This window comes from Shewanella sp. GutCb (assembly GCF_002836135.1).
Taxonomy (GTDB): domain Bacteria; phylum Pseudomonadota; class Gammaproteobacteria; order Enterobacterales; family Shewanellaceae; genus Shewanella.
This window is the reverse complement of sequence record NZ_PJBL01000002.1, coordinates 119,279-144,001: the sequence shown is the minus strand read 5'-3', so window position 1 is coordinate 144,001 and position 24,723 is coordinate 119,279. Positions and strand designations below refer to the sequence as shown.

At 43.9% G+C, this 24,723-nt stretch carries 22 protein-coding genes; 18 read left to right on the top strand and 4 right to left on the bottom strand.

The features are described from left to right. Positions 1-167: 167 nt before the first annotated feature. The 9 genes from glyA (at position 168) to CXF86_RS02375 (ending at position 7,764) form a co-directional block, all read left to right on the top strand. Positions 168-1,424 (top strand): serine hydroxymethyltransferase, encoded by a 1,257-nt coding sequence (glyA, locus tag CXF86_RS02415; protein WP_101090588.1) that lies wholly within the window; start codon positions 168-170, stop codon positions 1,422-1,424. A 124-nt stretch (positions 1,425-1,548) separates the two neighbouring features. Continuing rightward, on the top strand, positions 1,549-1,998 hold the full coding sequence (nrdR, locus tag CXF86_RS02410) for a transcriptional regulator NrdR (RefSeq protein WP_101090589.1): 450 nt from the start codon (positions 1,549-1,551) through the stop codon (positions 1,996-1,998). A gap of 46 nt (positions 1,999-2,044) precedes the next feature. Next, positions 2,045-3,166, top strand: coding sequence for a bifunctional diaminohydroxyphosphoribosylaminopyrimidine deaminase/5-amino-6-(5-phosphoribosylamino)uracil reductase RibD (gene ribD / locus CXF86_RS02405; RefSeq protein WP_102038262.1), 1,122 nt, complete (start codon positions 2,045-2,047; stop codon positions 3,164-3,166). 4 nt (positions 3,167-3,170) lie between these two features. Beyond that, positions 3,171-3,836, top strand: coding sequence for a riboflavin synthase (locus tag CXF86_RS02400; protein ID WP_102038261.1), 666 nt, complete (start codon positions 3,171-3,173; stop codon positions 3,834-3,836). A 147-nt stretch (positions 3,837-3,983) separates the two neighbouring features. Next, complete coding sequence (gene ribBA / locus CXF86_RS02395; protein ID WP_101090592.1) at positions 3,984-5,087, top strand: bifunctional 3,4-dihydroxy-2-butanone-4-phosphate synthase/GTP cyclohydrolase II; 1,104 nt, start codon at positions 3,984-3,986, stop codon at positions 5,085-5,087. A 145-nt stretch (positions 5,088-5,232) separates the two neighbouring features. Next, complete coding sequence (gene ribE, locus CXF86_RS02390) at positions 5,233-5,709, top strand: 6,7-dimethyl-8-ribityllumazine synthase (protein ID WP_101090593.1); 477 nt, start codon at positions 5,233-5,235, stop codon at positions 5,707-5,709. Between the two features lie 14 nt (positions 5,710-5,723). After that, entirely contained in the window at positions 5,724-6,131 is a 408-nt protein-coding gene (gene nusB / locus CXF86_RS02385) for a transcription antitermination factor NusB (protein ID WP_101090594.1), read from the top strand. Positions 6,132-6,310: 179 nt separating this feature from the next. Beyond that, positions 6,311-7,270, top strand: coding sequence for a thiamine-phosphate kinase (thiL, locus tag CXF86_RS02380; protein WP_102038322.1), 960 nt, complete (start codon positions 6,311-6,313; stop codon positions 7,268-7,270). Further along, positions 7,270-7,764 carry a phosphatidylglycerophosphatase A family protein gene (locus tag CXF86_RS02375; protein ID WP_102038260.1) on the top strand — a complete coding sequence of 165 codons (495 nt, stop codon included), beginning with the start codon at positions 7,270-7,272 and terminating at the stop codon, positions 7,762-7,764. The genes thiL and CXF86_RS02375 overlap by 1 nt, the downstream gene beginning before the upstream one ends. Positions 7,765-7,835: 71 nt before the next feature. On the opposite strand, the gene recN is transcribed toward CXF86_RS02375, so the two are convergent. Both recN and CXF86_RS02365 read right to left on the bottom strand, forming a co-directional pair. Next, on the bottom strand, positions 7,836-9,497 hold the full coding sequence (recN, locus tag CXF86_RS02370) for a DNA repair protein RecN (RefSeq protein WP_102038259.1): 1,662 nt from the start codon (positions 9,495-9,497) through the stop codon (positions 7,836-7,838). Between the two features lie 272 nt (positions 9,498-9,769). Then, the gene (locus CXF86_RS02365; protein ID WP_102038258.1) at positions 9,770-10,726 is read right to left on the bottom strand and encodes an AEC family transporter; all 957 of its coding nucleotides are present in this window, start codon (positions 10,724-10,726) and stop codon (positions 9,770-9,772) included. A 145-nt stretch (positions 10,727-10,871) separates the two neighbouring features. On the opposite strand from CXF86_RS02365, the gene CXF86_RS02360 reads away from it, so the two are divergent. After that, positions 10,872-11,774, top strand: coding sequence for a LysR family transcriptional regulator (locus CXF86_RS02360; RefSeq protein ID WP_101090598.1), 903 nt, complete (start codon positions 10,872-10,874; stop codon positions 11,772-11,774). A 108-nt stretch (positions 11,775-11,882) separates the two neighbouring features. On the opposite strand, the gene CXF86_RS02355 is transcribed toward CXF86_RS02360, so the two are convergent. Together CXF86_RS02355 and barA are read right to left on the bottom strand one after the other, a co-directional pair. After that, entirely contained in the window at positions 11,883-12,488 is a 606-nt protein-coding gene (locus CXF86_RS02355; RefSeq protein WP_101090599.1) for a YjaG family protein, read from the bottom strand. Further along, the gene (gene barA, locus CXF86_RS02350) at positions 12,478-15,285 is read right to left on the bottom strand and encodes a two-component sensor histidine kinase BarA (RefSeq protein WP_102038257.1); all 2,808 of its coding nucleotides are present in this window, start codon (positions 15,283-15,285) and stop codon (positions 12,478-12,480) included. Before barA ends, CXF86_RS02355 begins: the two co-directional genes overlap by 11 nt. A 98-nt stretch (positions 15,286-15,383) precedes the next feature. On the opposite strand from barA, the gene rlmD reads away from it, so the two are divergent. The 8 genes from rlmD (at position 15,384) to ispF (ending at position 24,718) form a co-directional block, all read left to right on the top strand. Beyond that, positions 15,384-16,721: a 23S rRNA (uracil(1939)-C(5))-methyltransferase RlmD gene (gene rlmD / locus CXF86_RS02345; protein ID WP_102038256.1), complete on the top strand. Its 1,338-nt coding sequence runs from the start codon at positions 15,384-15,386 to the stop codon at positions 16,719-16,721. A 137-nt stretch (positions 16,722-16,858) separates the two neighbouring features. Further along, entirely contained in the window at positions 16,859-19,072 is a 2,214-nt protein-coding gene (relA, locus tag CXF86_RS02340) for a GTP diphosphokinase (RefSeq protein WP_101090602.1), read from the top strand. Between the two features lie 24 nt (positions 19,073-19,096). Continuing rightward, the gene (gene mazG, locus CXF86_RS02335) at positions 19,097-19,900 is read left to right on the top strand and encodes a nucleoside triphosphate pyrophosphohydrolase (RefSeq protein WP_102038255.1); all 804 of its coding nucleotides are present in this window, start codon (positions 19,097-19,099) and stop codon (positions 19,898-19,900) included. A gap of 116 nt (positions 19,901-20,016) precedes the next feature. Beyond that, positions 20,017-21,654 carry a CTP synthase gene (locus CXF86_RS02330; RefSeq protein ID WP_101090604.1) on the top strand — a complete coding sequence of 546 codons (1,638 nt, stop codon included), beginning with the start codon at positions 20,017-20,019 and terminating at the stop codon, positions 21,652-21,654. Between the two features lie 128 nt (positions 21,655-21,782). After that, positions 21,783-23,078 (top strand): phosphopyruvate hydratase, encoded by a 1,296-nt coding sequence (gene eno, locus CXF86_RS02325; RefSeq protein WP_101090605.1) that lies wholly within the window; start codon positions 21,783-21,785, stop codon positions 23,076-23,078. A 90-nt stretch (positions 23,079-23,168) separates the two neighbouring features. Then, positions 23,169-23,465, top strand: a complete 297-nt coding sequence (gene ftsB / locus CXF86_RS02320; RefSeq protein ID WP_101090606.1) for a cell division protein FtsB — start codon at positions 23,169-23,171, stop codon at positions 23,463-23,465. Between the two features lie 33 nt (positions 23,466-23,498). After that, a complete protein-coding gene (ispD, locus tag CXF86_RS02315) occupies positions 23,499-24,200 on the top strand; it encodes a 2-C-methyl-D-erythritol 4-phosphate cytidylyltransferase (RefSeq protein WP_102038254.1) in 702 nt (233 codons plus the stop codon). A 38-nt stretch (positions 24,201-24,238) separates the two neighbouring features. Further along, positions 24,239-24,718 (top strand): 2-C-methyl-D-erythritol 2,4-cyclodiphosphate synthase, encoded by a 480-nt coding sequence (ispF, locus tag CXF86_RS02310; protein WP_101090608.1) that lies wholly within the window; start codon positions 24,239-24,241, stop codon positions 24,716-24,718. Positions 24,719-24,723 lie beyond the last annotated feature (5 nt).

Here is a 24,723-nt window from a genome sequence, read left to right as displayed (position 1 = left end):
TATGTAATACAATCGTTGAGCAAGTTTACGGCGTCTATTTGCTATTGTTGAAATATCGCTCATGGGAAATTGCAAGTAATTTCATGTTTCTAATGCTGGGATTGTGATCAATTGCGCTGTATCATACCGCGCAACCCTACTATAAGAATTTACAGCTGGAGTAAATAATGCTGAAAAAAGACATGAATATCGCGGATTACGATCCACAATTGTTTGCAGCGATTGAAGATGAAACTCGCCGTCAAGAAGAGCACATCGAACTTATTGCTTCAGAAAACTATACGAGCCCACGCGTTTTTGAAGCTCAAGGTTCTCAGCTTACTAACAAGTATGCCGAAGGTTACCCTGGTAAGCGTTACTATGGTGGCTGTGAGCATGTTGATATTGTTGAAGAACTCGCAATATCTCGTGCTAAAGAGTTGTTCGGTGCAACGTATGCTAACGTTCAGCCGCATTCTGGTTCACAAGCTAACGCAGCCGTATTTATGGCCCTTCTTCAAGGTGGTGACACGGTTCTAGGTATGAGTCTTGCTCACGGTGGTCATTTGACTCACGGCTCACATGTCAGCTTCTCTGGTAAGCTCTATAATGCGGTTCAGTACGGCATTGACGAGTCAACGGGCAAGATTGATTACGCTGAAGTTGAGCGTCTAGCGGTTGAACATAATCCTAAGATGATTATTGCGGGTTTCAGTGCATACTCTGGCATTGTTGATTGGGGCAAGTTCCGCGAAATCGCCGATAAAGTAGGTGCTTACCTATTTGTTGATATGGCGCACGTTGCAGGTCTTGTTGCTGCGGGTATCTATCCAAACCCACTTCCACACGCACATGTTGTGACAACGACAACGCATAAGACATTAGCGGGCCCTCGTGGTGGTTTGATCCTTTCTGCCATCGATGATGAAGCTATTTATAAAAAGCTAAACTCAGCGGTCTTCCCTGGTGGTCAAGGCGGTCCTTTGATGCATGTTATCGCTGCTAAAGCAGTTGCATTCAAAGAAGCGCTCGAGCCAGAGTTCACGACATACCAAGAGCAAGTGGTGGTAAACGCAAAAGCAATGGCTCGCACGTTTATTGAACGTGGCTATGATGTTGTTTCTGGTGGTACTGATAACCACCTGTTCTTGCTTGATTTGATCAGCAAAGATATTACCGGTAAAGAAGCTGATGCAGCGCTCGGTAATGCCAACATTACTGTCAACAAAAACTCAGTACCTAATGACCCGCGCTCACCATTTGTGACATCTGGTCTGCGTATTGGCTCACCTGCGATTACTCGACGTGGTTTTGGTGAAGAAGAGTCTGTGCAGCTGACTCACTGGATGTGTGATGTACTTGATGATATTACAGATCTTGCTGTTAGCGAGCGTGTAAAAGCACAGGTTCTTGAATTGTGCGCTAAGTTCCCTGTTTACGGTTAACCTTAAGCGTTAAATCAGGTAAACTTTAATGGCCGCATTTATGCGGCCATTTTTGTTGGTAATTGATAATGATTTTTTATTAAATCGTTTATATAAGTCGTTTTAATACCTGACCGGAGGCTAGATGCATTGTCCATTTTGCAGCGCAACAGACACTAAAGTGATTGATTCGCGACTTGTCGCAGATGGCCATCAGGTACGTCGTCGTCGAGAGTGTGTGCAATGCCATGAGCGCTATACTACATTTGAAGGTGCTGAACTGGTGATGCCTCGTGTGGTTAAACAAGACGGTAGTCGTCAACCTTTCGATGAAGATAAACTGCGTGGTGGCATGCTTCGAGCGGTAGAGAAAAGACCGGTATCGATGGACCAAATCGAGCAGTCCTTAACTAAAATTAAGTCGATGCTGCGAGCGACAGGTGAGCGTGAAGTTAAATCAGAGATGATAGGTAACTTGATGATGGACCAATTGGTCAACTTAGACAAAGTGGCTTATATACGCTTTGCATCCGTTTACCGCGCGTTTGAAGACGTGTCGGAGTTCGGCGACGCTATCGCGAACTTACAGAAGTAGTTATACCCCCTTATTACCCAATTGATTAATCGGAACTCATTTCACTATGTGGTCAACTGAAGACAATCAAATGATGAGTCTTGCTATTGAATTAGCGCAAAAAGGACTCTATACCACCCGACCAAATCCTTGCGTTGGTAGTGTATTAGTTAAAGACGGCGTGATTGTGGGAGAAGGTTACCATATCCGTGCTGGTGGCCCCCATGCCGAAGTCTACGCACTTAACATGGCCGGTGATGATGCCATTGGTGCGACCGCGTACGTCACATTAGAACCGTGCAGCCATTATGGTCGAACTCCACCTTGTGCCAAGGCCTTGATCGAAAGCAAGGTTAGCCGCGTTGTTATTGCCGTTACGGACCCCAACCCACAAGTCTCTGGTCGTGGTATTACCATGCTCCGTGATGCAGGCATACAGGTTGACGTTGGTTTATTAACCGATGCTGCTAAACAGGTTAACCTCGGTTTTTTGAAGAGAATGGAGCAAGGATTACCTTGGGTGACGGTAAAGCTTGCGGCGAGTCTTGATGGTAAAACGGCACTATCAAACGGTGAGTCTAAATGGATCACAGGGCCAGAAGCTCGCAGAGATGTGCAGCGGGTACGTGCAAGACATTGTGCACTCATTACTGGCGTTGAAACGGTTTTGGCCGATAACCCGAGTCTAAATGTACGACATAGTGAACTGGGTTCTTTATCAAATGAGATCGCGCCAGCAGAACTACATCAACCGATGCGTGTAGTATTAGACAGCCAAGCACGGCTAGGTACTGACCTTAAGATGTTTAGTATCAACAGCCCGATTTTACTTATTAGCACTTGTGACTACCCTGATAAGGTGAAGTCGGCATGGCCGGCCCATGTTAGTCACCAAATATTACCCGCCAAAGATAAGCGGGTAGACCTTAGTGCCTTGCTGGTATTTCTCGGTAAAAGCTGTAACTCGGTGTTAGTTGAGGCCGGTGCAACACTCGCTGGTGCATTTGTTAGCGCGCTATTAGCGGATGAAATTATTTTATACCAAGCAATGAAAATACTCGGTGCTCAGGGGCGAGACTTACTTGCTTTGCCTCCATTTGAGGCGATGTCCCAAATACCCAGTATTAATGTAATAGATGAACGAAAAGTGGGTAAAGATACTCGCTTGACGTTAAGAATGAGTAATTAACTTTATGTTTACCGGAATTATTGAATCTGTAGGTCATTTACGAAAAGTTGAACGTCGTGGCGATGATATTAGATTAACAGTTGCAAGCGCTAAGCTTGATTTGTCGGACGTTAAGCTCGGTGACAGCATTGCCACCAATGGTGTGTGCCTTACTGTTGTAGAGCGGCTAGCAGATGGTTATGTTGCGGACATTTCAGCCGAGACAGTCAGCCTTACCGGGTTTGCACATTACGCTGTCGGCACCTCGGTTAACTTAGAGAAAGCCGTGACGCCAACAACACGCTTGGGTGGCCATATGGTCAGTGGTCATGTAGATGGCATGGCGCGTATTGATGACCGTCAAGTTCGCGGTCAGGCAATTGAATTTTGGTTATCACCTCCCGTAGAGCTGGGTCGCTATATCGCCCATAAAGGGTCTATTACTATTGATGGTGTGAGTTTAACGGTTAATGAAGTGCAAGGGCATCGATTTAGACTGACCATAGTGCCGCATACAGCAGGTGAGACTACCTTAATAAATTTGAAGGCTGGCGATAGCGTTAATATTGAAGTTGACCTCATTGCTCGCCACTTAGAAAGATTGATGAACTATTCATCAGAGCATGAAAAACAGCAACCTAAGTCCGAAGTTACTATGGAACTGTTAGCTCGCTCAGGTTTTTTACGTTAAATACTGGCTTAAGGCTATTTTAAAGATAGAATTTATCTTTAGAAGCTCCAAAAAAATAATCATATAAATTTATATACTGTTTTGCCACGATAGGCATAAAGGTTAGCAACCTCACTTAATGCAGTAATACAAAATAAAGGTCTGAACATGTCGCTACATAGTATAGAAGAGATCATCGAAGATATTCGTCTAGGCAAGATGGTTATCTTGATGGATGATGAAGATAGAGAAAATGAAGGCGACCTTATTATGGCTGCTGACATGGTGACGCCTGAGGCGGTTAACTTTATGGCGATGTTCGGTCGCGGTCTTATTTGTCAAACCTTGACTAAAGAACGCTGCGAACAGCTAAACCTGCCTTTAATGGTCACCAACAATAATGCCCAGTTCTCAACCAACTTTACAATGTCTATTGAAGCGGCTGAAGGTGTCACAACGGGTATTTCAGCGCAAGATCGTGCCGTCACGGTAAAAGCTGCAGTTGCCAAAGATGCTAAGCCTAGTGATATTGTGCAACCTGGCCACATATTCCCATTGATGGCAAAAGAGGGTGGCGTGCTCATCCGTGCCGGTCATACTGAAGCGGGCTGTGACTTAGCAAGATTAGCAGGTTTTGAAGCTTCATCAGTCATCGTTGAAATTTTAAAGGACGATGGCACCATGGCGCGTCGTCCAGATCTTGAAATTTTTGCTGAAAAGCACGGATTAAAGATGGGCACTATTGCTGACCTAATTGAATATCGCAACACTAAAGAAACCAGTGTTGTACGTGAAGCGCAATGTAAGCTACCAACCCGTTTTGGTGAGTTTGATATGCTGACTTTCCGTGACACTATCGATAATCAATTACACTATGTATTAGTCAAAGGTCCGGTTACAGAGAACATACTTGTACGTGTTCACCTACAAAATACCTTTAACGACCTTTTACATTCCGAGCGCGATCAGCAACGCAGTTGGCCACTAGAAAAAGCAATGCAGCGCATTAGCGAAGACGGTGGCGTACTAGTACTGCTCGGTCATCAAGAGCATAGCAGTGATATTTTAGCCAAAGTTAAAGCATTTGAAGCTGAAGATAACGGCAGTGCACCTATTACAGCTAAGTGGCAAGGAACCTCACGTCAAGTGGGTGTTGGCTCGCAAATCCTAGCAAATGTAGGCGTGACATCAATGCGGTTGCTTAGCTCACCAAAGCGTTATCATTCACTATCAGGCTTTGGTTTAGAAGTAACTGATTATATAGCAGAATAAAATACTATCTTGGGTTGGAAAATCATCCAAGGGGTAATTTAACACTTTTCTTATAAATTGCATGGGGATCAGCGTTAACGGCTGTGGTATCATACCGCCTCTTCCGCCCCCATGCTGGGTAATTAGCTAATTTTAGGTAAGATAAATGCACATAGTTCAAGGTAATATCGAATCGAAAAACGCAAAAATTGCGATCGTAGTTTCACGTTTTAATAGCTTTGTTGTAGATAGTTTACTTAGTGGTGCGGTAGACACTCTTAAGCGTTTTGGCCAAGTTTCAGATGATAATATCACTGTAATTAAAGTGCCTGGCGCTGTTGAACTGCCACTTGCTGCACGTCGTGTTGCGGCAAGCGGAAAATTTGACGGAATAATCTCACTTGGTGCGGTTATCCGTGGCGGTACACCTCATTTTGATTTTGTTGCAGGCGAATGTAATAAAGGTCTAGCTCAAGTTGCACTTGAATTTGATATTCCTGTTTCATTCGGCGTTTTAACCACTGATACTATTGAACAAGCAATTGAACGTTCAGGTACTAAAGCAGGCAACAAAGGCGGCGAAGCTGCTTTGGGTCTGCTAGAGATGGTTAACGTGCTGCAAGCACTTGAAGAACACCTGTAATCTAGGACAATTTAATGAAGCCTTCAGAGCGCCGAAAGGCACGTCGTTTAGCGGTTCAGGCCATTTACTCTTGGCAGCTAAGTGGCAACAATATTGCTGATGTTGAGCATGAGTTTCTAACTGAACAAAATGTTGATGGTGTCGATATAACTTACTTTCGTGAGTTATTAGCGGGCGTAGCAACTAAGAAAAGCCAATTGGATGAGCTAATCATTCCATTTTTGACTCGTCCTTTGAATGAAGTTGACCCTGTCGAAAAGGCGATTGTTCGTTTAGCAACTTATGAGCTGACTTTCCGCAAGGATGTTCCTTATAAAGTAGCAATTAACGAAGCTATCGAGCTTGCCAAAGCATTCGGCGCTGAAGATGGACATAAGTTCGTTAACGGTATTCTGGATAAGCTAGTCGCAAGAACGAAATAGTAAAAACGGCATCTTCGGATGCCGTTTTTGTATGCCTAAAAAGAGAATAACAGTTGCATGATCCGTGGCTGGCATTTAATAGCAGAACACATCTAACGTAACTAAAATCATAGCTAAGATCCTCTTACTATTAGCTCCTCTTTTTTCCTCAAACCACTTCTTAATTTGTGATTGGTATTGTGAAAGAATTTCAATTAATCGAAAGCTTTTTTACTGGGCGTGCCCAGTCTCGAAAAGACGTTGCACTTGGCATTGGTGATGATTGCGCCATTGTTGAACCCGCTGCAAATAAATCTGTTGTGATATCTTGTGACACCTTAGTGGAAAACGTGCATTTCTTTGCTGATATGCCTGCAAAAGATCTGGGGTATAAGTCGCTAGCGGTGAATTTATCCGATCTGGCTGCTATGGGCGCGGAGCCTGCATGGATGACATTGGCGCTAACCTTGCCAGAAGTCGACGAAAATTGGTTGGCAGATTATAGTGAAGGCTTGTTTGAAATTGCCGAATACTATGGCGTAGCACTTATTGGCGGTGATACTACTCGTGGTCCCCGCTCAATCACCATTACCATTAATGGCCAAGTGCCTAAGCATGCGGGTCTGACTCGTAGCGGCGCAAGAAATGGAGATTGGATCTACGCTACCGGCACATTAGGTGATTCAGCTTTAGGGCTAGATCTACTGCGTGGAAAAGCGGATTGTAATGAAGACGATAGAAACTATCTTATTAATCGTCATTACCGGCCAACTCCAAGGGTATTAGCGGGGCAAGCACTGCGCACGCTGGCATCGAGTGCCATTGATATTTCAGATGGTTTAGTCTCTGATATCCAACATGTACTGAAAGCCTCGAATATTGGCGCCACAATCAATGTCGATAAGCTGCCTTTATCTCCCCAGCTCAAAGCCAATGTCTCAGCTGAGATGGCGCTAAGCTATGCATTAACGGGTGGTGAGGATTATGAACTACTCTTTACTGTCTCTGAAGCCCAAAAAGGCGCACTAGAGATCGCATTGGCTGAGACGGGTGTGAAGTTTACTAAGATTGGTCAAATTTGCACGGGTGGCAAGTTGAAATTGTTGTTAGATAAACAGCCATTTGAGCCCATTAACCTCGGATTTGAGCACTTTAATTGATGAATTTACTTTCAAAAGATAAGGCACTAACCAAGCTGTCTCTTAAAAATCCTATTCATTTTTTGGCATTAGGATTTGGCTCAGGTTTAGCCGCAAAGGCGCCAGGTACGTTTGGTACGCTTGCCGCCATACCGCTCTACTTATTAATGGCACCATTGAGCTTACCTTGGTATATCGGCTTGACGCTTTTTACCGTCTTAATCGGCTTTTATATATGTGATAAAGCCGCTAAAGATATGGGCGTGCATGATCACGGTGCTATTGTTTGGGATGAGATTGCCGGTTTACTTATCACCATGATAGCGGCGCCAGCGGGTTGGCAATGGTTACTGGCCGGTTTTGTGTTGTTTCGCTTTTTTGATATTTTGAAACCATGGCCGATTCGTTGGCTGGATGCAAAAGTGCAAGGTGGTTTTGGGATTATGATTGATGATGTACTTGCAGGGATATTTTCCTTGATTTGCTTACACACCGCAGCTCACTACTTGATTTAGGTCGTGAGTGTGGCATTAAAAAAGGAGCTATTGTTAGCTCCTTTTTTAATGGTTGTTTTACGCAAGTTCATTTAACTAAACAGCAGCTCTTTAGCATTGGCAATCGTATTACTGGTAATGGTGTCACCTCCCAGTAAGCGAGCTAACTCCTCAATTCGCTGGTCTTTATCTAGGGCGACCATGGATGTTTCTGTTTTACCAGATTTACTGGTCTTATTAACAAACATATGTTGATGGCCATTACCGGCAACTTGCGGTAAGTGGGTCACGCAAAATACTTGAGTCGATTCCCCTAAACTCCGCAGCATCCGGCCGACGACAGCCGCCGTTGGACCTGATATCCCCACATCTACTTCATCAAAAATGAGTGTTGGAGTCGCGACTTTTTTAGCGGTAATAACTTGTATGCCAAGGCCTATTCGAGAGAGTTCTCCGCCTGAGGCCACTTTAGCAATGGGCTGCAAAGGTTGACCTGGATTGGTGGTCACGAGAAACTCAATAGCATCGGAGCCTTGAGGGCTAATGACGGCTTGATTAAAGTTGACTGCGATACTGAATTTACCTTTAGGCATGCTCAGCTCATGAATCGATTGAGTCACTTTTTTATCGAGTTCTTTAGCGTAGCGGCCACGACTAAGGCTTAGTTTTCGTGCGTGATTCGAATATGCCTGTTGACTATTTTGCAGTTGATTGCGGATCTCTTCAAGTTTGTCCCCGTCCGATCCAAGCTCATTGAGTTCATTCAACAGACCTTGATGGTGAGCAAACAATTCACTGGCATTGACATGGTGTTTGCGCGCCAGTTGCAGTGCTTTAGAGATCCGAAGCTCTAATTGTTCAAAGTATTCAGGGTCGAGTTCTAAACCTTCTAAATACCGTTCAAGCTCGCTACTACTCTCTTGTACATGAATAAGTGCATCATTAAGCATGGCGACAACGCTGCCAAGTTCGGCATCATAACTTTCTAAATCTTGCCCCTGACTTATAGAGGTATTTAATAATGACTCAACACTCGCTTGATCATTGTCCTGCAAAATATTTAATTGGCTACGGCATAGCTCGATTAATGCAGTGCTGTTGGCGAGTTTTTTATGTTCAGCCTCTATGGTTTCAAACTCGCCTTTAGCAATGGCAAACTCATTGAGTTCTTCAACCTGGTATTGCAGTAACTGTTTACGAGCAAGCCTTTCATGCTGCGCTAACTCTAATTGATGTAACTGTTTTTCAACCGTTTTACATCTCTGATAACTCGCCGCTACAGTGTCGAGTAGCATCTTATGGTTGGCGTAACTATCGAGTAAAGTAAGCTGGTGCTCACTTTTTAGCATCGCATGGTGAGCGTGTTGGCCATGAATGCCAATCAGCAGTTGTCCGAGGCATTTTATCTGTGCAAGTGGGACTGGATTACCATTGATATATGCGCGTGAGCGGCCATCATTATTGATGGTTCGTCTTAAGATACACTCATTATCTAGTTCGAGATCATTATCTTCTAACCAGCGCTTTGCGAGTGGAATATCAGATAATGAAAAGCGTGCACTTACCTCCGCTTTGGTGGCGCCAGGCCGAATGGCATTAGCGTCGGCTCGATTACCTAGGCACAAGCCTAATGCATCTATAGCAATAGATTTACCCGCGCCGGTTTCACCAGTGATACTGGTCATGCCGGCTTTAAAATCGAGTTCCAAAAAACGCACAATAGCAAAATTATTAATGCTGAGTTGGCAAAGCATAGTGATGTCCTATCCCAATACACTGTATTAATGAACAGTATATACTGTTTTTTTATACAGTAAACTATCAGTTGGAAAATTAATCGATATCGGCAACTTTTTTCATCTCTAATTACCGCACCCTATAAGCTAAAATGTAATTAATACAGTTAGATGGAAGATGTTTATTGGCGGAGTAATAAATTTAGCTAGTGCACTCTCTCACTATGCAGAAGTAAAAGTTGCTAGAACCAAGGTTTAGCAAGGCGGGCTTTTAAATTAAGCATCGAATGTTAACCCAATAGATAAGCTTCTAATAACGGTAAAGTAATAAAGGTGACAAGGGTACCCAATAGTATTCCCTGAGCACTGGTGATGACTTGAGTTTGGTACCGTTGTGCAAGTAGGTAGACACTGGCAGCAGTCGGCAGCGCCGCGAGTATGACGCCCATAGCAATCAATTGTGGATCAACATCTAGGCTAAACATGATCAAGTAAGTGACTAGAGGCTGAAAAATCAGTTTAATGGCATTGATAGCACTAATCTCTGTGAGCTGTTTCAGGCTAATAATATGTGTTGAAGTTTGGTGTTGAGCTGATTTAGCGAGCACCATACCGATGGCAAACAGTGCACAAGGGCTCGAGGTCATACCCAGTTGACGAATGATGAGGGCGATACTATCAGGCAAAGTAATTGTCATTGCGGATAGGACTATCCCAACCATACTACCCACTACAATAGGGTTGTGCATTAAGGCGAGGCTAATGATTTTTGCCGCTGAGCTGCTTTGCTTGCGGCCAATCATTTCCAATGACACGAGCGCGATGGCAAAAATTAACACCGATAATAGACTGGCAATAGCGGCTGCGGCGAGTGCCGTTTGATTATTGGGAAACAACATCGCCATTAAGGGAATACCGATAAAAGCAGTATTGCCAAAGGTGGCGTTGAGCGCTCGCATAGACGCGACTGCGTTTTGAGATGGATTGGTCCAACGCGAGACGAGAAAGGTGATCGCGTAGCTGGTTAGCATGGCGCCACTAAACCCAGCGATATAACCCCAGTGCAGTATGTCGTTGATCGGGGTTTGTGCCAATGTGATCAGCATAATGGCCGGAAACGCAATATAGTACACATATTGGTTTAAAACTTGATCGGTCTCAGCAGGCAGCAGTTTTGATTTTTGCACCAAAGTGCCAATCAACATGATGCCAAATACAGCGAGTAGTGGCGTTATAACAGCTGACATATTTTCTCTATTAACTTGTCTACAATATACGTAAAACACGCATAAAATTGAGTTAGAACATTATCATATTTACGTTTTGTTATACTATTAATCTTAGGTCGTAGCCGATCCCCTTTTTATGTTTTAAACGCTTGGGTTTATATTGATGAATAGTAATTTTGGTTTGGAATTACAGCTGATCTACCAATTTGTTCATTTAGTTAATGCAGGGAGCTTTTCCCAAGCCGCTAAAGAGCTGGAGATGCCAATTGCAACGGTGAGCCGTAAGTTGACTAAATTGGAAACACAGCTCGATAAGCAGTTGTTGATGAGGAACACTCGCAAGCTGCGTCTAACAGAGGAGGGCATAGCGCTGTTTCAGCAATATCAGGCCATAGTATCTCAGTTTGACAGTATCAGAGGCGCTGCGGTGGATAAGCCTGAAGGTACCCTTAGAATAGCGGCTCCGGTGTCAATTATTTCGATGATTTTCATCCATGCCATTAACGAGTTTTGTGAAAAATTCCCAGATATACAGCTGCATATAGTACAAAATAATAACGTAATCGATCTTATAGATGAGGGGGTTGATGTTGCTATTGTCGGTGGCACCCAACCAGATTCTTCTTGGGTGTCGAGCTCTCTTGGCGTGCTTAATTATGGTTTGTTTGCCTCGTCGCAGTATATGGATAAGGCACCTAGCTTGTGCCATCCAAGCGATTTAGAACAACACGCGTTGATTAAAGTATGGCCTTTGTTTAACTGGACTTTAAAGCACCCATCGGGAGAGAACTTTTATTATGATGGACCTGCAAAACTGACGTTAAGTGAGTTAAATGGCGCAGTGCAGGCCGCTGTAGATCATGGTGGGGTTTTATATGGCCCAGCACTTTTTGTGAAAAACCAGCTTAAGAGCGGCCAGTTGACAACGCTATTACCTGAATGGATTGGTGAGAAAAGGCGGATTTCAATCTTGTATCATCAACGCAGTCATCAACCTTTGAAGGTTAAGCTCTTTATCGAGTTTATGCAGTCCAAAGCGGAGCAATTGTTCTCGATGGACAGTTAAGGGAACAACTATCACCTTGAATTAAGCGTATTCTATACCCACGTGATCCTGATGTTACAAATGGCATGAGTATAAGAGTCGCTTTAATAAAGCGACTCTTTTGCGGTATTACTCTGCTGCGCTGACGCCAATATTTGATATGCCGACGGTGACAATTTCTCGGCGTAACTCTTTGATGAAATCGGCTTTGAGATGTGGGTTCTTTTCGATGGTTTGCAGAAGATCTTCTTGCATCTCTTTTTCTTCAACCATGACTTCATGGTTAAAAATATAATCATCTAATTCTGATTCTTTATCAAAATCTTGCTCGCAGGTTGCTTCAATATAGTTGGCAACCGTGGCTGACGAGAGCTTACTGATATTAGTGATATCTTCTTCAACTTTACTTTCTAGTGCGCTTAGCAAAGAGGTTAAGGCTACCGCTGCATCTAGGGCTGGATATACGCCGTAGACGTCAAAATCAGCAGGCTCTGGCGTATTTTCTTCTATACGTTCCATTTGTAGCTCTAAATTTAGTTTCAGTTTATTGTCGTACATTGACTGCCAAAGCAGGTTGAGCAGTGTATCGAGCACCTTCGGGTTGCCAAATTCACACACTTCAGAAAAAAGCTGATAATTGGGTAGCATGCGCTGGCATAATGCAATAGCAAAAAGTTTCTTTTGTGCTAGTGTTAGCCCTTTTAAGCGTTGAAAAAAGCCCGGTTTATTTGTCATCTTTTATTTCCACTGATAGCTGGGTGATCACTTGATTAGCGGCTGATTCTACCTTAGTTAACTCATCAAGTAACTCAAGGATTTCAGGTTCTACATCTTCTACAGTAACACCACGCTTTAACCCTGACTCTATCTCCTGACAAAGTTGTTGGGTGGTCGGCACGCCACAATAACAGCTTGCACCGTGTAATTTATGAATACAGGTAAGCATGTTTTGCTGATCAAAATTCGTGAGTGCACTATTGATATGCTCCACCGTCTCTGGCAGTGACTTTAACAACATCTTCAACATATCAATTGCTAAGTTTGGCTTGTTATTTGCCTGCGTCAAACACAGTTCCCAATTTAAGGTGCGCTGATCAAAGTGGGTGAACTTGGGTTTGTTTTTCCATTTGCGGATCACTTCCTTCAGTGCTGCCTCATCGATAGGTTTGGGTAAGTAGCCATCCATACCACTCGATGATATACGCTCTCGCTCTTCAGCTATAGCGTGGGCGGTCACTGCTATAATGGGCGTATTGCGATTCGCTGAATTTTGTCTTATCAGTTTAGTGGCGCTAATGCCGTCAGTGCCTGGCATTTGAATATCCATAAAGATAAGGTCAAAACTGCGTTGTCTTGCAATTTCTACCGCGGCATCACCATTATCGACAATGAGCACTTGGGTCACTAGCTCTTTTAGTAATGTATCAATAAGCTTTAAATTAGCAGGGTTGTCGTCAACTGCCAGTACGGTTAAGTTTTCTCTCACCTCGGGGGCCGACATTATTGCAGGCATTGGCAATACTTCGGCTTCAAGTGTAGATTGTTGATCGATCAAGCTACTGGACAGTCGCTTCTCACCGATAGGCATCGTGAGTTGCTTGTCGATATAGGGACGAATTTGAGTGAAGATATCCTCACTTTCGACGCAATTGTTTATCAGCATTAAGTAACTTATTTTAGGTTTAGCCACTTTGAGCAGCTCAACACCGTTGCCGCCAGTCGCGAGCGGTTTACAACTAAAGAGCCCATAATCAAACAAGTGATTTGACTGAGTCACAATAAATTCGAGCTGTTTACTGCTGGTCACCTTAGTGACTTTAAGACCCCAGCGTAGCAGCATACGTTCAATGGCATGCTGTGATAACGGATTAGGTTCGAATAGTAAAATGCTTTTATTCTTAAGCGTACCAATTGGTAAGGTATCGCTGATGGGGAATTGGCTTAAGTTAAGAGGTAAGGAAAACCAGAAGGTTGAGCCTTGTTGTAGCTCTGAATTACAGCCTATTTGGCCACCCATTCGATTAACCAAACGCTTGGTGATCACCAGTCCAAGACCTGTACCACCAAAGCGCCTTGAGATAGAAGAATCTGCTTGGCCAAAAGCTTGGAATAATGCAGCCAGTTTTTCGGCATCAATACCGATACCTGTATCAATTATCTCAATACGGACACGCGCTTTACCGTCCGCAATCTCTTCAAGTTGCATCTTAAGCTGCACACTCCCCCTGTCGGTAAACTTAATTGCGTTGCCGACTAAATTCGTCAGGATTTGGCTAAAACGCATCGCATCGCCAGTAACATCCTCTGGAATACGTGGGTCAACATCGATCACCAACTCAATCTGTTTTTCTCGTGCACTGCTAGACAACATAGTGACGGTTTCTTCGACTATTTCACGCAAAGAAAATGGCATGTTTTCCAATACCATTTTACCGGCTTCTAGCTTAGAAAAATCCAAAATATCGTTGATGATACTGAGTAGGCTCGTGGCGCTGCGCTCAATGGTACGAATATAGTCTTGCTGACTGGAGTGTAATGGGGTCTTTAATAACTGTTTTGCAAAACCAATGACGCCATTAAGTGGGGTGCGTAACTCATGGGACATGTTGGCTAAAAATTCAGACTTAATCCGGCTGGCTTCTAGCGCCCGCTTTTTGGCCATATCAAGCTCAACGTTTTGGATCTCAATTTGTTCGAGTGTCTCTCGTAAATCAGATGTGGCTTGGTCAATATTTTGCTGCATCTCATCATGGTATTCCGACAAGGAGCCTGCCATGGCATTAATACCGCGTTTAAGCAGATCCAGCTCACCAATGAGGTTTCCGGTTAAACGGGTGTCGAGTTTACCTTCTCGAATTTTGGCAACCACTCGTACCATTTCGGTAATGGGTTGGGTTACGTTTTTAACCAGTCGGAAAGTAAAAAATAGATTCAGCTGCACCCCAATCAATACAATAATAAACGCCGCCACAGCGGCGCGATGTTGCTCAAGCAGCGCATTCTCTTTATTGATCAATATCGATATGTAGCCGAGTTTAACGGCCTCTATTGAGATCCTATTGTCATTCTCATCGAAGGTATCGACAGGTCGCACTGCACTGTTTTTGAAAATCGGGCTGCGTAAAATCATACTGTCACCGACTTGCTCAAGTTCAGTTCTTAGCATCGAACTTAGCGGTTTGTCGTAACGCATGACTTCATGATTTTTATAATGATGCGAGGTGACGACGACACGGTTGTCGACATCAAAAATAGCAATAAACTGTACTAAAGAGGCTTTGTTGAGCTGAGCGGCGGTGATTAAGCGCTTTGTGGTTTCAAAATCTTTACTGTCTAAACCGACCTCTGCCGCAATGGCTAAAGGCTCGATGATACTACTCGCTTGATCTATGAGCGTTTCTTCAAGTTCATAAAATCTATTTATGGTAAAATAGCTTCCCAATAAAATACCCACTAAAATAGTTGGAGCTAACGCCAATACCAGAACCCATGAACGCAGGCTGTACTTGGTCATATTGTTGGCTTCATTCATGAGACGATTGGGTTACCGATAAATATAGTGAGAGTATTCGATAGACTGCCAGTAACAGCCTGTGTTGGCCAGTTTTTTTTATCTATTTAGAGAGTAACATGGCACAATTTTTTAAAGCAAAACCAAATAGATCTAAACAATTATCCTCAAAGTTATCTTTGGCTGTAACCCAGCTGGATCATCTCGGTGCAGGCATTGCTCATGATCAAGGGAAGATTGTGTTTATAAGCGGTGCACTTCCTGGCGAAACGGTTCAAGTCCAGTTGACTGAGCAGAAAAAGAAGTTTTCTAGAGCAAAACTGTTAAAGGTTGAAAAACCATCAAGCGAGCGTGTCGAGCCTGCGTGCCCGCATTATGCTAGCTGTGGCGGTTGTGATTTACAGCATCTAGATATCGAGGCTCAACGAGCACACAAAGCTCGAGCATTGCAGGAATTGGTCGCTAAATTTGCTCAAACTCAGGCAAGTGAAGTCTGTGATACATTGAGTGATTCGCCTTGGCACTATCGTCGAAGAGCGCGCTTAGCGACTTGGTTTGATCGAAACACCAAACATATTAGTTTAGGGTTTCGGGCCAGTAGTAGCAGCGACGTCGTAGAGATCCAATCCTGTGCTGTAATGACAAAACCACTATCGGGGTTGATCCCTGATCTGGCTTACTTATTAAATCAGCTCAGCGGCAAAAAAGCGTTAGGGCATGTAGAATTGACCCAGGCTGACAACGGCATTTTTGTAGTATTACGTATTACCAAGGCGTTATCGGATAAAGACAGAGAACGTTTGGCTGCATTTGGTGAGAGCAAGGTGCTCAATCTGGTGTTGCAAGACGATAATGCCGAGACTGAACATCTTAGCGGCAATGGTGAACAACCATTCTATTGTTTGGGTGACAGCGATACTGAACTTAAGTTTTCAGCGGGTAACTTCATTCAAGTTAACGCAGCGGTTAACCAAGCAATGGTCAAGCAAGCGGTAGACTGGCTTAACCCTCAAGCAGATGAGCGGGTGCTTGATCTGTTTTGTGGTATCGGTAATTTTAGTTTGCCATTAGCTAAAAGTGGCGCTGAAGTTATTGGTGTTGAAGGGGTGCCAGCCATGGTGGCTCAGGCAGCGCTTAACGCGCAGCATAGTGGTTTAGATAAAGTGTCCTTTTTTCATGCCGATTTAAGTGCGGATTTGTCACAAGAACCATGGTTAGGCAAAGTGGATAAGATGCTGATTGATCCTGCAAGAGCGGGGGCTTATGAAAGCATGTTATCGCTAAAGAAGCTTAAACCTAAGGCATTGGTTTATGTCTCTTGTAATCCTGCAAGCTTAGCGCGTGATAGCGAAGTGATATTAAAGCAAGGTTATGCACTTAAAAAGATAGCCTTGGTGGATATGTTTCCACAAACACACCATTTAGAATCAATGGCATTATTTGAACTCGATAAATAGACAACTTTAGTTACGATTGTCAGCGTTTGTTTATTGACAATATACGCTCAATGCTGAAGATAGAAGGTCTGAATTTTAATGGTTTGGACTGATGTTTTTGGTTTAATCCACTTCGAGACGTAAAGGAATAATAGACGATGGTATCAGTTCGCGAAGCACATTTTAACGACCCTCACTTTCAACTAGAAGAGTGGGTAAAACGTTATATTAGTGATTCCAACGAAGCCAAAACTCTTTTGGAGTTGATAGAGCAGGTTGAGTTATTAGTGGGCCAAAATAAAGAGGCCAACCTTCCTGTACTGCAACGTGCTCGAGAGATGATTGAAATCCTTGCACCTTTGAATATGGATATTGAAACGCTGCAAGCTGCCATTTTGTTTGTTGTTTTTGATGCAGACTTAATCACTCAAGAAGACATTCAAGAGCGCTTTGGCCCAAAACTTGAAGTTTTGGTCTCCAGTGTGGAAACCATGAATGCCATTGGTGCGCTAAAAGTTAACAATCAAACCCGCCATGGTGAGCCGCAAATAGACAACATTCGTAAAATGTTGCTGGCGATGGTTGAAGATGTGCGTGCCGTGGTGATTAAGCTTGCTGAGCGTATTTGTTTGCTGCGGGAAATTAAGAATGCCGACGAAGACGTAAAGGTACTTATTGCGAGAGAGATTGCTGATGTGTATGCACCGTTGGCAAATCGTCTTGGTATTGGGCAGTTGAAATGGGAGCTTGAAGATATCTCTTTTCGCTACCTGCATCCGCAAACTTATAAAGATATCGCCAAGCAACTTGATGGTAAACGCCTCGATAGAGAAACCTTTATCGACGACTTTGTGAGCCAGCTGCAAGCGCGTTTAGATCAGGACGAGATCCGAGCCAAAGTGTATGGCCGTCCAAAACATATCTACAGCATCTGGAAAAAGATGAATGGCAAGCAACTCAAATTTGATGAGTTGTTTGATGTTCGAGCGGTAAGAATTGTTACCGACAGACTACAAGATTGCTATGGAGCATTGGGTGTTGTACATACTCTTTGGCATCATATTCCGCGTGAATTTGACGATTACGTCGCTAACCCTAAGCCGAATGGTTATCAGTCGATTCACACTATTGTTGTGGGGCCTGAAGGAAAAACAGTCGAGATTCAAATCCGTACTGAACAGATGCACGAAGATGCTGAATTAGGTGTCGCCGCCCACTGGAAATATAAAGAGGGCAGTGCAAGTAGCAGTGGCAAGCAAAGCGGCTATGAAGAAAAGATTAACTGGTTACGTAAAATCCTACAGTGGCAAGAAGATGTCGCTGAAAGCGGTAACCTCGTTGAAGAGGTACGTAGCCAAGTTTTTGAAGACCGTGTCTATGTATTTACCCCTAGTGGCGAAGTTGTTGATCTTCCGCTAGGTTCGACGGTGCTGGATTTTGCTTACTATATTCATTCGCATGTCGGACATAAGTGCATTGGCGCCAAGGTTGACGGCCGTATCGTCCAGTTTACTTACCAAGTTGAAACAGGGCAGCGGATTGAAATCATTACTTCTAAAAATCCAAATCCGAAAAGAGATTGGCTTAATCCTAATCTAGGCTATATCAAAACGTCACGGGCACGCTCTAAGATCCAACATTGGTTTAAGCAACAAGATAGAGACAAAAACATTGTTGCAGGCCGTGAAATGCTTGAAAACGAACTGGCGCGCACTAACTTAAAACTCAAAGACGCTCAATCCGCCGTGGAACGATTTAACATGGTCAGCATGGACGATCTCCTTGCCGGGATCGGTGGTGGTGATGTTCGTCTTAATCAAGTTGTTAACCATGTTCAAAGCAAGTTGCGTACTCACGAGCAGTCTGACGAAGAGGTACTAGAAGATCTTGTTAAAAAGAGTCACAGCAAACCGGCCAGAAAAGGCCAAGGACAGGTAGAGGTTAACGGCGTAGGCAATTTAATGAGCCACATTGCTAAATGTTGTCAGCCGGTCCCCGGTGATGAGATTTTCGGTTTCATTACTAAAGGCCGTGGTATCTCGGTGCATCGCGCCGATTGCGATCAAGTAAAAGAGCTTATTCGCGCCCAACCAGAACGTTCTGTTGATGTTGTCTGGGGAGAGAACTACTCCGGCGGCTACAAAATTCGTTTACGAGTGATTGCAAGTGATCGTTCGGGATTGCTTAGAGATCTGACATCTGTACTTGCTGCGGAAAAGTCTAATGTTCTTGCAATGAGCTCATCGTCAGATGTGAAAACGCAAACAGCAGCCATTGAACTTGAGCTTGAACTGTACAATTTGGATGGTTTATCTCGTGTGATGGCCAAGTTGTCACAAGTCGATGGCGTCAGCGAAGCTCGTAGAGTATAAGCCAACATAAAGTAGGAAAGCTTAATGACTAAGCCAGTGGGAAACATGCAGCCTTTGCTGACGATTATGCAAAAGCTGCGAGATCCTCAATCGGGTTGTGCTTGGGATAAAGCCCAAACGTTTCAATCAATCGTGCCTTTTACTTTAGAGGAAGCCTATGAAGTCGCCGATACCATCGAGCGAATTGCACTTGATGAACTGCCAGACGAGTTAGGTGACCTATTGTTTCAGGTGGTGTTCTACTGCCAGTTGGGCAAAGAGCAGGGCATGTTTGATTTTGACACTGTCATTAATCGCATTTGCGATAAGTTGACTCGGCGTCACCCGCATGTATTTACCGACCTCAAAAGCAGTAGTACCGATCAGATAAAACAAAACTGGGAAAAAATTAAGGCATCTGAACGCGCAAAGCGTGAACAACATTCAGTACTAGATGATATTCCTCTTAACCTACCAGCACTTTCTCGTTCGATGAAAATTCAAAAAAGAGTCTCTCGTGTCGGTTTTGATTGGCCTGAATTGCCTCCAGTGGTTGCAAAAATCCACGAGGAGATTGATGAAGTACTGCATGAGGTCAATCAAGACGATATTGATCCTGCTAGAGTTAAAGATGAAATGGGTGATCTGCTATTTGCGGTGGTCAATCTAGCTCGGCACTTGGGAGTTGAGCCTGAAGCTGCATTAAGGCAAGCAAATCAAAAGTTTGAAAGGCGCTTTAGAGGGGTTGAAACTAGTGCCGAAGCTAACGGTAAGCCGATGAGTGAACACACATTAGCAGAATTGGATAGCTATTGGGATCAAGTGAAACGAGCTGAGTCGGACAAATAAACTGAATTTTAGGTTAATTCTAGTTTGTCGAATCCACTATGCTTTGGTATAATATTTCCCCGTCCTCGTGCTTTCTTACAAGCACATATTTCCAACTCATTTTTCTCAGGTTCAGAATGACTACAAGGTATATCTTCGTTACTGGTGGCGTTGTTTCATCACTAGGTAAAGGCATTGCAGCAGCATCTTTGGCTGCAATTTTAGAGGCCCGTGGCCTAAACGTAACCATTATGAAGCTGGATCCATACATTAACGTTGATCCAGGTACCATGAGTCCAACACAGCACGGTGAAGTGTTTGTGACTGAAGACGGCGCGGAAACAGATCTCGATTTAGGTCACTATGAGCGTTTCATTCGTACCAAGATGAATCGCCGTAATAACTTTACTACCGGTCGAATTTACGAAGAAGTATTGCGTAAAGAACGTCGTGGCGATTATTTGGGAGCCACTATTCAGGTTATCCCACATATCACCAATGCAATTAAAGAAAAGGTACTCGCTGGTGGCGAAGGCCACGATGTTGCCATCGTTGAGATTGGCGGCACGGTAGGTGATATTGAATCACTGCCTTTCCTTGAGTCTATTCGTCAACTGGGTGTTGAACTCGGTCGCGAAAGAACACTCTTTATGCACCTTACGTTAGTGCCGTTCTTAGGCGCTGCAGGCGAAGTTAAAACCAAGCCTACCCAGCATTCAGTTAAAGAGCTCCGTTCAATCGGTATCGCTCCTGATGTGTTGGTTTGTCGTGGTGACCGTCCTGTACCTGCAAATGAGAAAGCGAAAATTTCGCTATTTTGTAATGTAGAAGAACGTGCCGTTATTTCACTTAAAGATGTTGATAGTATCTATAAGATCCCTGCTTTGCTTAAAGCGCAGAATCTTGATCAACTGGTCACTAAGCGTTTTGGCATTGATTGTCCTGAAGCTGATTTGCACGAGTGGGAACACGTTATCTACCAAGAAGCGAACCCAACGGGCGAAATCGTTATTGGTATGGTCGGTAAGTATATTGAACTACCTGATGCCTATAAATCAGTTAACGAAGCGTTGAAGCACGCGGGTCTATTTAATCGTGTATCTGTGCATATTAAGTACATTGATTCACAAAACGTTGAAGCTAAAGGCGACGAAGTCCTTAAAGGTCTTGACGGTATCTTGGTTCCTGGCGGATTCGGTGAACGTGGTATCGAAGGTAAGATCATGGCGGCTAAATACGCTCGTGAGAATAACTTACCTTACTTTGGTATCTGTTTAGGTATGCAAGTTGCGCTGATTGAGTTTGCACGTAACGTTGCGGGCCTTGAGGGTGCGCATTCAACTGAATTCAATAAAGAGACACCACATCCTGTAGTTGGCTTGATCACTGAGTGGACTAACGAAGAAGGTCAGGTTGAAGAGCGTCATGAAACATCAGATCTAGGCGGTACTATGCGCTTAGGTGCGCAGTTATGCCATCTAGAAGAAGGCACAAAAGCGGCTGGAGCCTATAAAGAACTCAGTTGTGTTGAGCGTCATCGTCATCGTTATGAAGTGAACAACAACTACAAAGATCGTCTTGAAAATGCAGGCATGATTTTTAGTGGCCTTTCTTCAGATCGTCAATTGGTTGAAATGATTGAGCTACCAAATCACCCATGGTTTGTAGCGAGTCAATTCCACCCTGAATTTACATCGACACCTCGTGATGGTCAGCCATTATTTGAAGGGTTTATTGCAGCAGCTGCCGCGTATCAGAAACGCGATTTAGGCTAAACCAAAATATCAACCGCTTCCATGTAATGGGAGCGGTTTTTTTGTTTTTGGTGATGTGAGTTTAGATATTACAAATTCGTTTTACTTTTTACTTTAAATTTATCTTTCAAACTTAAATCGAGGGCATTATGGCTAAGATTATTAACATTATCGGTCGCGAAATCATGGATTCTCGCGGTAACCCAACTGTTGAAGCTGAAGTTCATTTAGAAGGCGGATTCATGGGTATGGCTGCAGCACCATCTGGCGCATCTACGGGTAGCCGTGAAGCACTAGAACTTCGTGATGGCGACAAGTCTCGCTACATGGGTAAAGGTGTATTAAAGGCAGTGGCAAACATTAACGGTCTTATTAAAGACGCGTTACTGGGCCAAGATGCAACGGCACAAGCGACAATCGATCAGATTATGATTGATGTTGACGGCACTGAGAACAAAGATAAGTTAGGCGCTAACGCGATCCTTGCTGTTTCTTTGGCTGCTGCAAAAGCGGCTGCTGCATTTAAAGGTATGCCTTTATATGCGCACATTGCTGAGCTGAACGGTACTCCAGGTCAGTACTCAATGCCTGTTCCTATGATGAACATCTTGAACGGTGGTGAGCACGCTGATAACAACGTTGATATCCAAGAGTTCATGGTTCAACCTGTTGGTGCTAAGAGCTTCCGTGAAGCATTACGTATGGGCGCAGAAATTTTCCATAGTCTAAAGAGCGTACTTAAGTCTAAAGGCTTAAACACTGCTGTTGGTGATGAAGGTGGTTTTGCTCCAAACCTTGCTTCTAACGCAGACGCACTTGCTATGATCAAGATTGCTGTTGAAAAAGCGGGTTACAAGCTAGGCACTGATGTCACGCTTGCACTTGACTGTGCTGCTTCTGAGTTCTACAAAGATGGTCAGTATAATCTTGCTGGCGAAGGCAAAGTTTTCACTGCAAACGGTTTCTCTGACTTCCTTAAGTCATTAACTGAGCAGTATCCAATTGCATCAATCGAAGATGGCTTAGATGAGTCTGATTGGGATGGTTGGGCTTACCAAACTCAAATCATGGGCGACAAGATTCAATTAGTGGGTGACGATTTATTCGTGACTAACACTAAAATCTTAAAGCGTGGTATCGACAACAATATCGCTAACTCAATTCTTATTAAGTTCAACCAAATTGGTTCACTTACTGAGACATTAGCTGCAATTCGCATGGCGAAAGAAGCGGGTTACACTGTTGTTATTTCACACCGTAGCGGCGAAACAGAAGATTCAACTATTGCTGATCTTGCTGTTGCGACTTCTGCTGGCCAAATTAAGACAGGTTCTCTATGTCGTAGTGACCGTGTTGCTAAATACAACCAATTACTGCGTATCGAAGAGCAACTTGGCGAAAAAGCACCTTATAACGGCTTAAGCGAGATTAAAGGCCAAGCATAATTTGCTATAAATTTTGAAAAGGCCACCACTCGGTGGCCTTTTTTGTTGTACTATCTGTTTACTATTCCCAGACTCTTTCTATTTAGCATCATGAAACGCCTTCTTCTTGCCTTAATAGTGTTACTTATCTTGCTGCAATATCGCCTTTGGTTAGGGGATAAAAGCCTTGCGGACTCTATTCACCTGCAAGAGCAGATTAAACTACAGCAAGAGAGCAATGCACAATTGGTGGCTAGAAACCAAGTATTAAGAGAAGAAATCAATGATCTACGTAGCGGAACTGAAGCGATTGAAGAGCGAGCCCGTAACGAATTAGGCATGGTTAAAGAGGGAGAGACATTCTTTCGAGTTGTTGGTGGTGACCGCCTCTCAAAACAGAATGATTGATGCTAGATATCAGCTGCTAAGTGGAATTCTTTAATGAGCCAATCAACTAAACAAATCATCGCTGTCGTACCAGCCGCAGGGATAGGCAGTCGCATGGGTGCTGAGGTGCCAAAACAGTATTTAGCCCTTAACGAGCAAACGATCCTCGGACACACTTTGGATTGCTTGTTGAGTCATGCTGGCATCTCAACGGTGATCATTGCGCTCCATCCACAAGATAAGTATTTTTCAACGCTGCCTCAGGCGACACATCCTAAATTATTAGCCGTAATTGGCGGAAATGAGCGAGCTGACTCAGTGCTTGCGGCTCTGCAACATGCTGATGAACACAGTTGGGTGTTAGTACATGATGCGGCGCGCCCCTGTTTAAGTCATGCCGATATCGATAAACTCATAGCTTCAAGCTCGGTCTTTCCACAAGGGGCGATATTAGGCGCTCCAGTGCGTGACACCATGAAGCGCAGCAAGGATAATGGCGAGATATGTAATACTGTTTGCCGTGACAAACTTTGGCATGCCTTAACACCGCAGTATTTTCCTGTTAAGCCGTTAAGGGATAATCTAAAAGCTGCATTGGCTGCAGGAGCACTTATCACTGACGAAGCGTCAGCTATGGAGTGGGCAGGCATTATGCCGGGTATTATTAGCGGTCGCGCTGACAACATCAAAGTGACCCATCCTGATGATCTGCAGCTGGCTTCGCTATTTCTTAAAAATCTAAGCAGCATAGGCTAACGTTTAAACGCTGGTTAGTGTCATCACTAGGAATTGAAATGAAAATTAGAATTGGCCATGGGTTCGATGTGCATAAATTTGGCGGCGAACCACCATTGATCTTAGGCGGCGTTGTTGTCCCTTTCGATGTTGGTCTTATTGCGCACTCAGATGGTGATGTGGTGTTACATGCCATTTCTGATGCAATACTCGGTGCAATGGCATTGGGTGATATAGGTAAGCACTTTCCGGATACTGATGCCCAGTTTAAAGGCGCTGACAGCCGGGTCTTGCTGAGGCACTGTTATAAATTGGTGCTGGATTTAGGCTTTTCGTTATCAAATTTGGATGTGACCATTATTGCGCAAGCCCCAAAGATGGCACCACATATAGAAAGTATTCGTTGTTTGTTAGCTGCGGATCTGCAGTCTGATATTGGCGATATTAATGTTAAAGCGACAACGACAGAGAAGCTTGGTTTCACAGGCAGAAAAGAAGGTATTGCAGTTGAAGCTGTAGTGCTGCTGGCAAAGATATAAAGAGA

Bases quoted from the DNA above. Each gene is read 5' to 3' on its own strand.
- CXF86_RS02375 (WP_102038260.1), top strand. From the start codon at position 7,270: ATGAATTTACTTTCAAAAGATAAGGCACTAACCAAGCTGTCTCTTAAA.
- relA (WP_101090602.1), top strand. From the start codon at position 16,859: ATGGTATCAGTTCGCGAAGCACATTTTAACGACCCTCACTTTCAACTA.
- CXF86_RS02365 (WP_102038258.1), bottom strand. From the start codon at position 10,726: ATGTCAGCTGTTATAACGCCACTACTCGCTGTATTTGGCATCATGTTG.
- ribE (WP_101090593.1), top strand. From the start codon at position 5,233: ATGCACATAGTTCAAGGTAATATCGAATCGAAAAACGCAAAAATTGCG.
- CXF86_RS02360 (WP_101090598.1), top strand. From the start codon at position 10,872: ATGAATAGTAATTTTGGTTTGGAATTACAGCTGATCTACCAATTTGTT.
- ribD (WP_102038262.1), top strand. From the start codon at position 2,045: ATGTGGTCAACTGAAGACAATCAAATGATGAGTCTTGCTATTGAATTA.
- CXF86_RS02355 (WP_101090599.1), bottom strand. From the start codon at position 12,488: ATGACAAATAAACCGGGCTTTTTTCAACGCTTAAAAGGGCTAACACTA.
- mazG (WP_102038255.1), top strand. From the start codon at position 19,097: ATGACTAAGCCAGTGGGAAACATGCAGCCTTTGCTGACGATTATGCAA.
- ribBA (WP_101090592.1), top strand. From the start codon at position 3,984: ATGTCGCTACATAGTATAGAAGAGATCATCGAAGATATTCGTCTAGGC.
- CXF86_RS02400 (WP_102038261.1), top strand. From the start codon at position 3,171: ATGTTTACCGGAATTATTGAATCTGTAGGTCATTTACGAAAAGTTGAA.
- glyA (WP_101090588.1), top strand. From the start codon at position 168: ATGCTGAAAAAAGACATGAATATCGCGGATTACGATCCACAATTGTTT.
- nrdR (WP_101090589.1), top strand. From the start codon at position 1,549: ATGCATTGTCCATTTTGCAGCGCAACAGACACTAAAGTGATTGATTCG.
- CXF86_RS02330 (WP_101090604.1), top strand. From the start codon at position 20,017: ATGACTACAAGGTATATCTTCGTTACTGGTGGCGTTGTTTCATCACTA.
- ftsB (WP_101090606.1), top strand. From the start codon at position 23,169: ATGAAACGCCTTCTTCTTGCCTTAATAGTGTTACTTATCTTGCTGCAA.
- ispF (WP_101090608.1), top strand. From the start codon at position 24,239: ATGAAAATTAGAATTGGCCATGGGTTCGATGTGCATAAATTTGGCGGC.
- eno (WP_101090605.1), top strand. From the start codon at position 21,783: ATGGCTAAGATTATTAACATTATCGGTCGCGAAATCATGGATTCTCGC.
- nusB (WP_101090594.1), top strand. From the start codon at position 5,724: ATGAAGCCTTCAGAGCGCCGAAAGGCACGTCGTTTAGCGGTTCAGGCC.
- rlmD (WP_102038256.1), top strand. From the start codon at position 15,384: ATGGCACAATTTTTTAAAGCAAAACCAAATAGATCTAAACAATTATCC.
- barA (WP_102038257.1), bottom strand. From the start codon at position 15,285: ATGAATGAAGCCAACAATATGACCAAGTACAGCCTGCGTTCATGGGTT.
- recN (WP_102038259.1), bottom strand. From the start codon at position 9,497: ATGCTTTGCCAACTCAGCATTAATAATTTTGCTATTGTGCGTTTTTTG.
- ispD (WP_102038254.1), top strand. From the start codon at position 23,499: ATGAGCCAATCAACTAAACAAATCATCGCTGTCGTACCAGCCGCAGGG.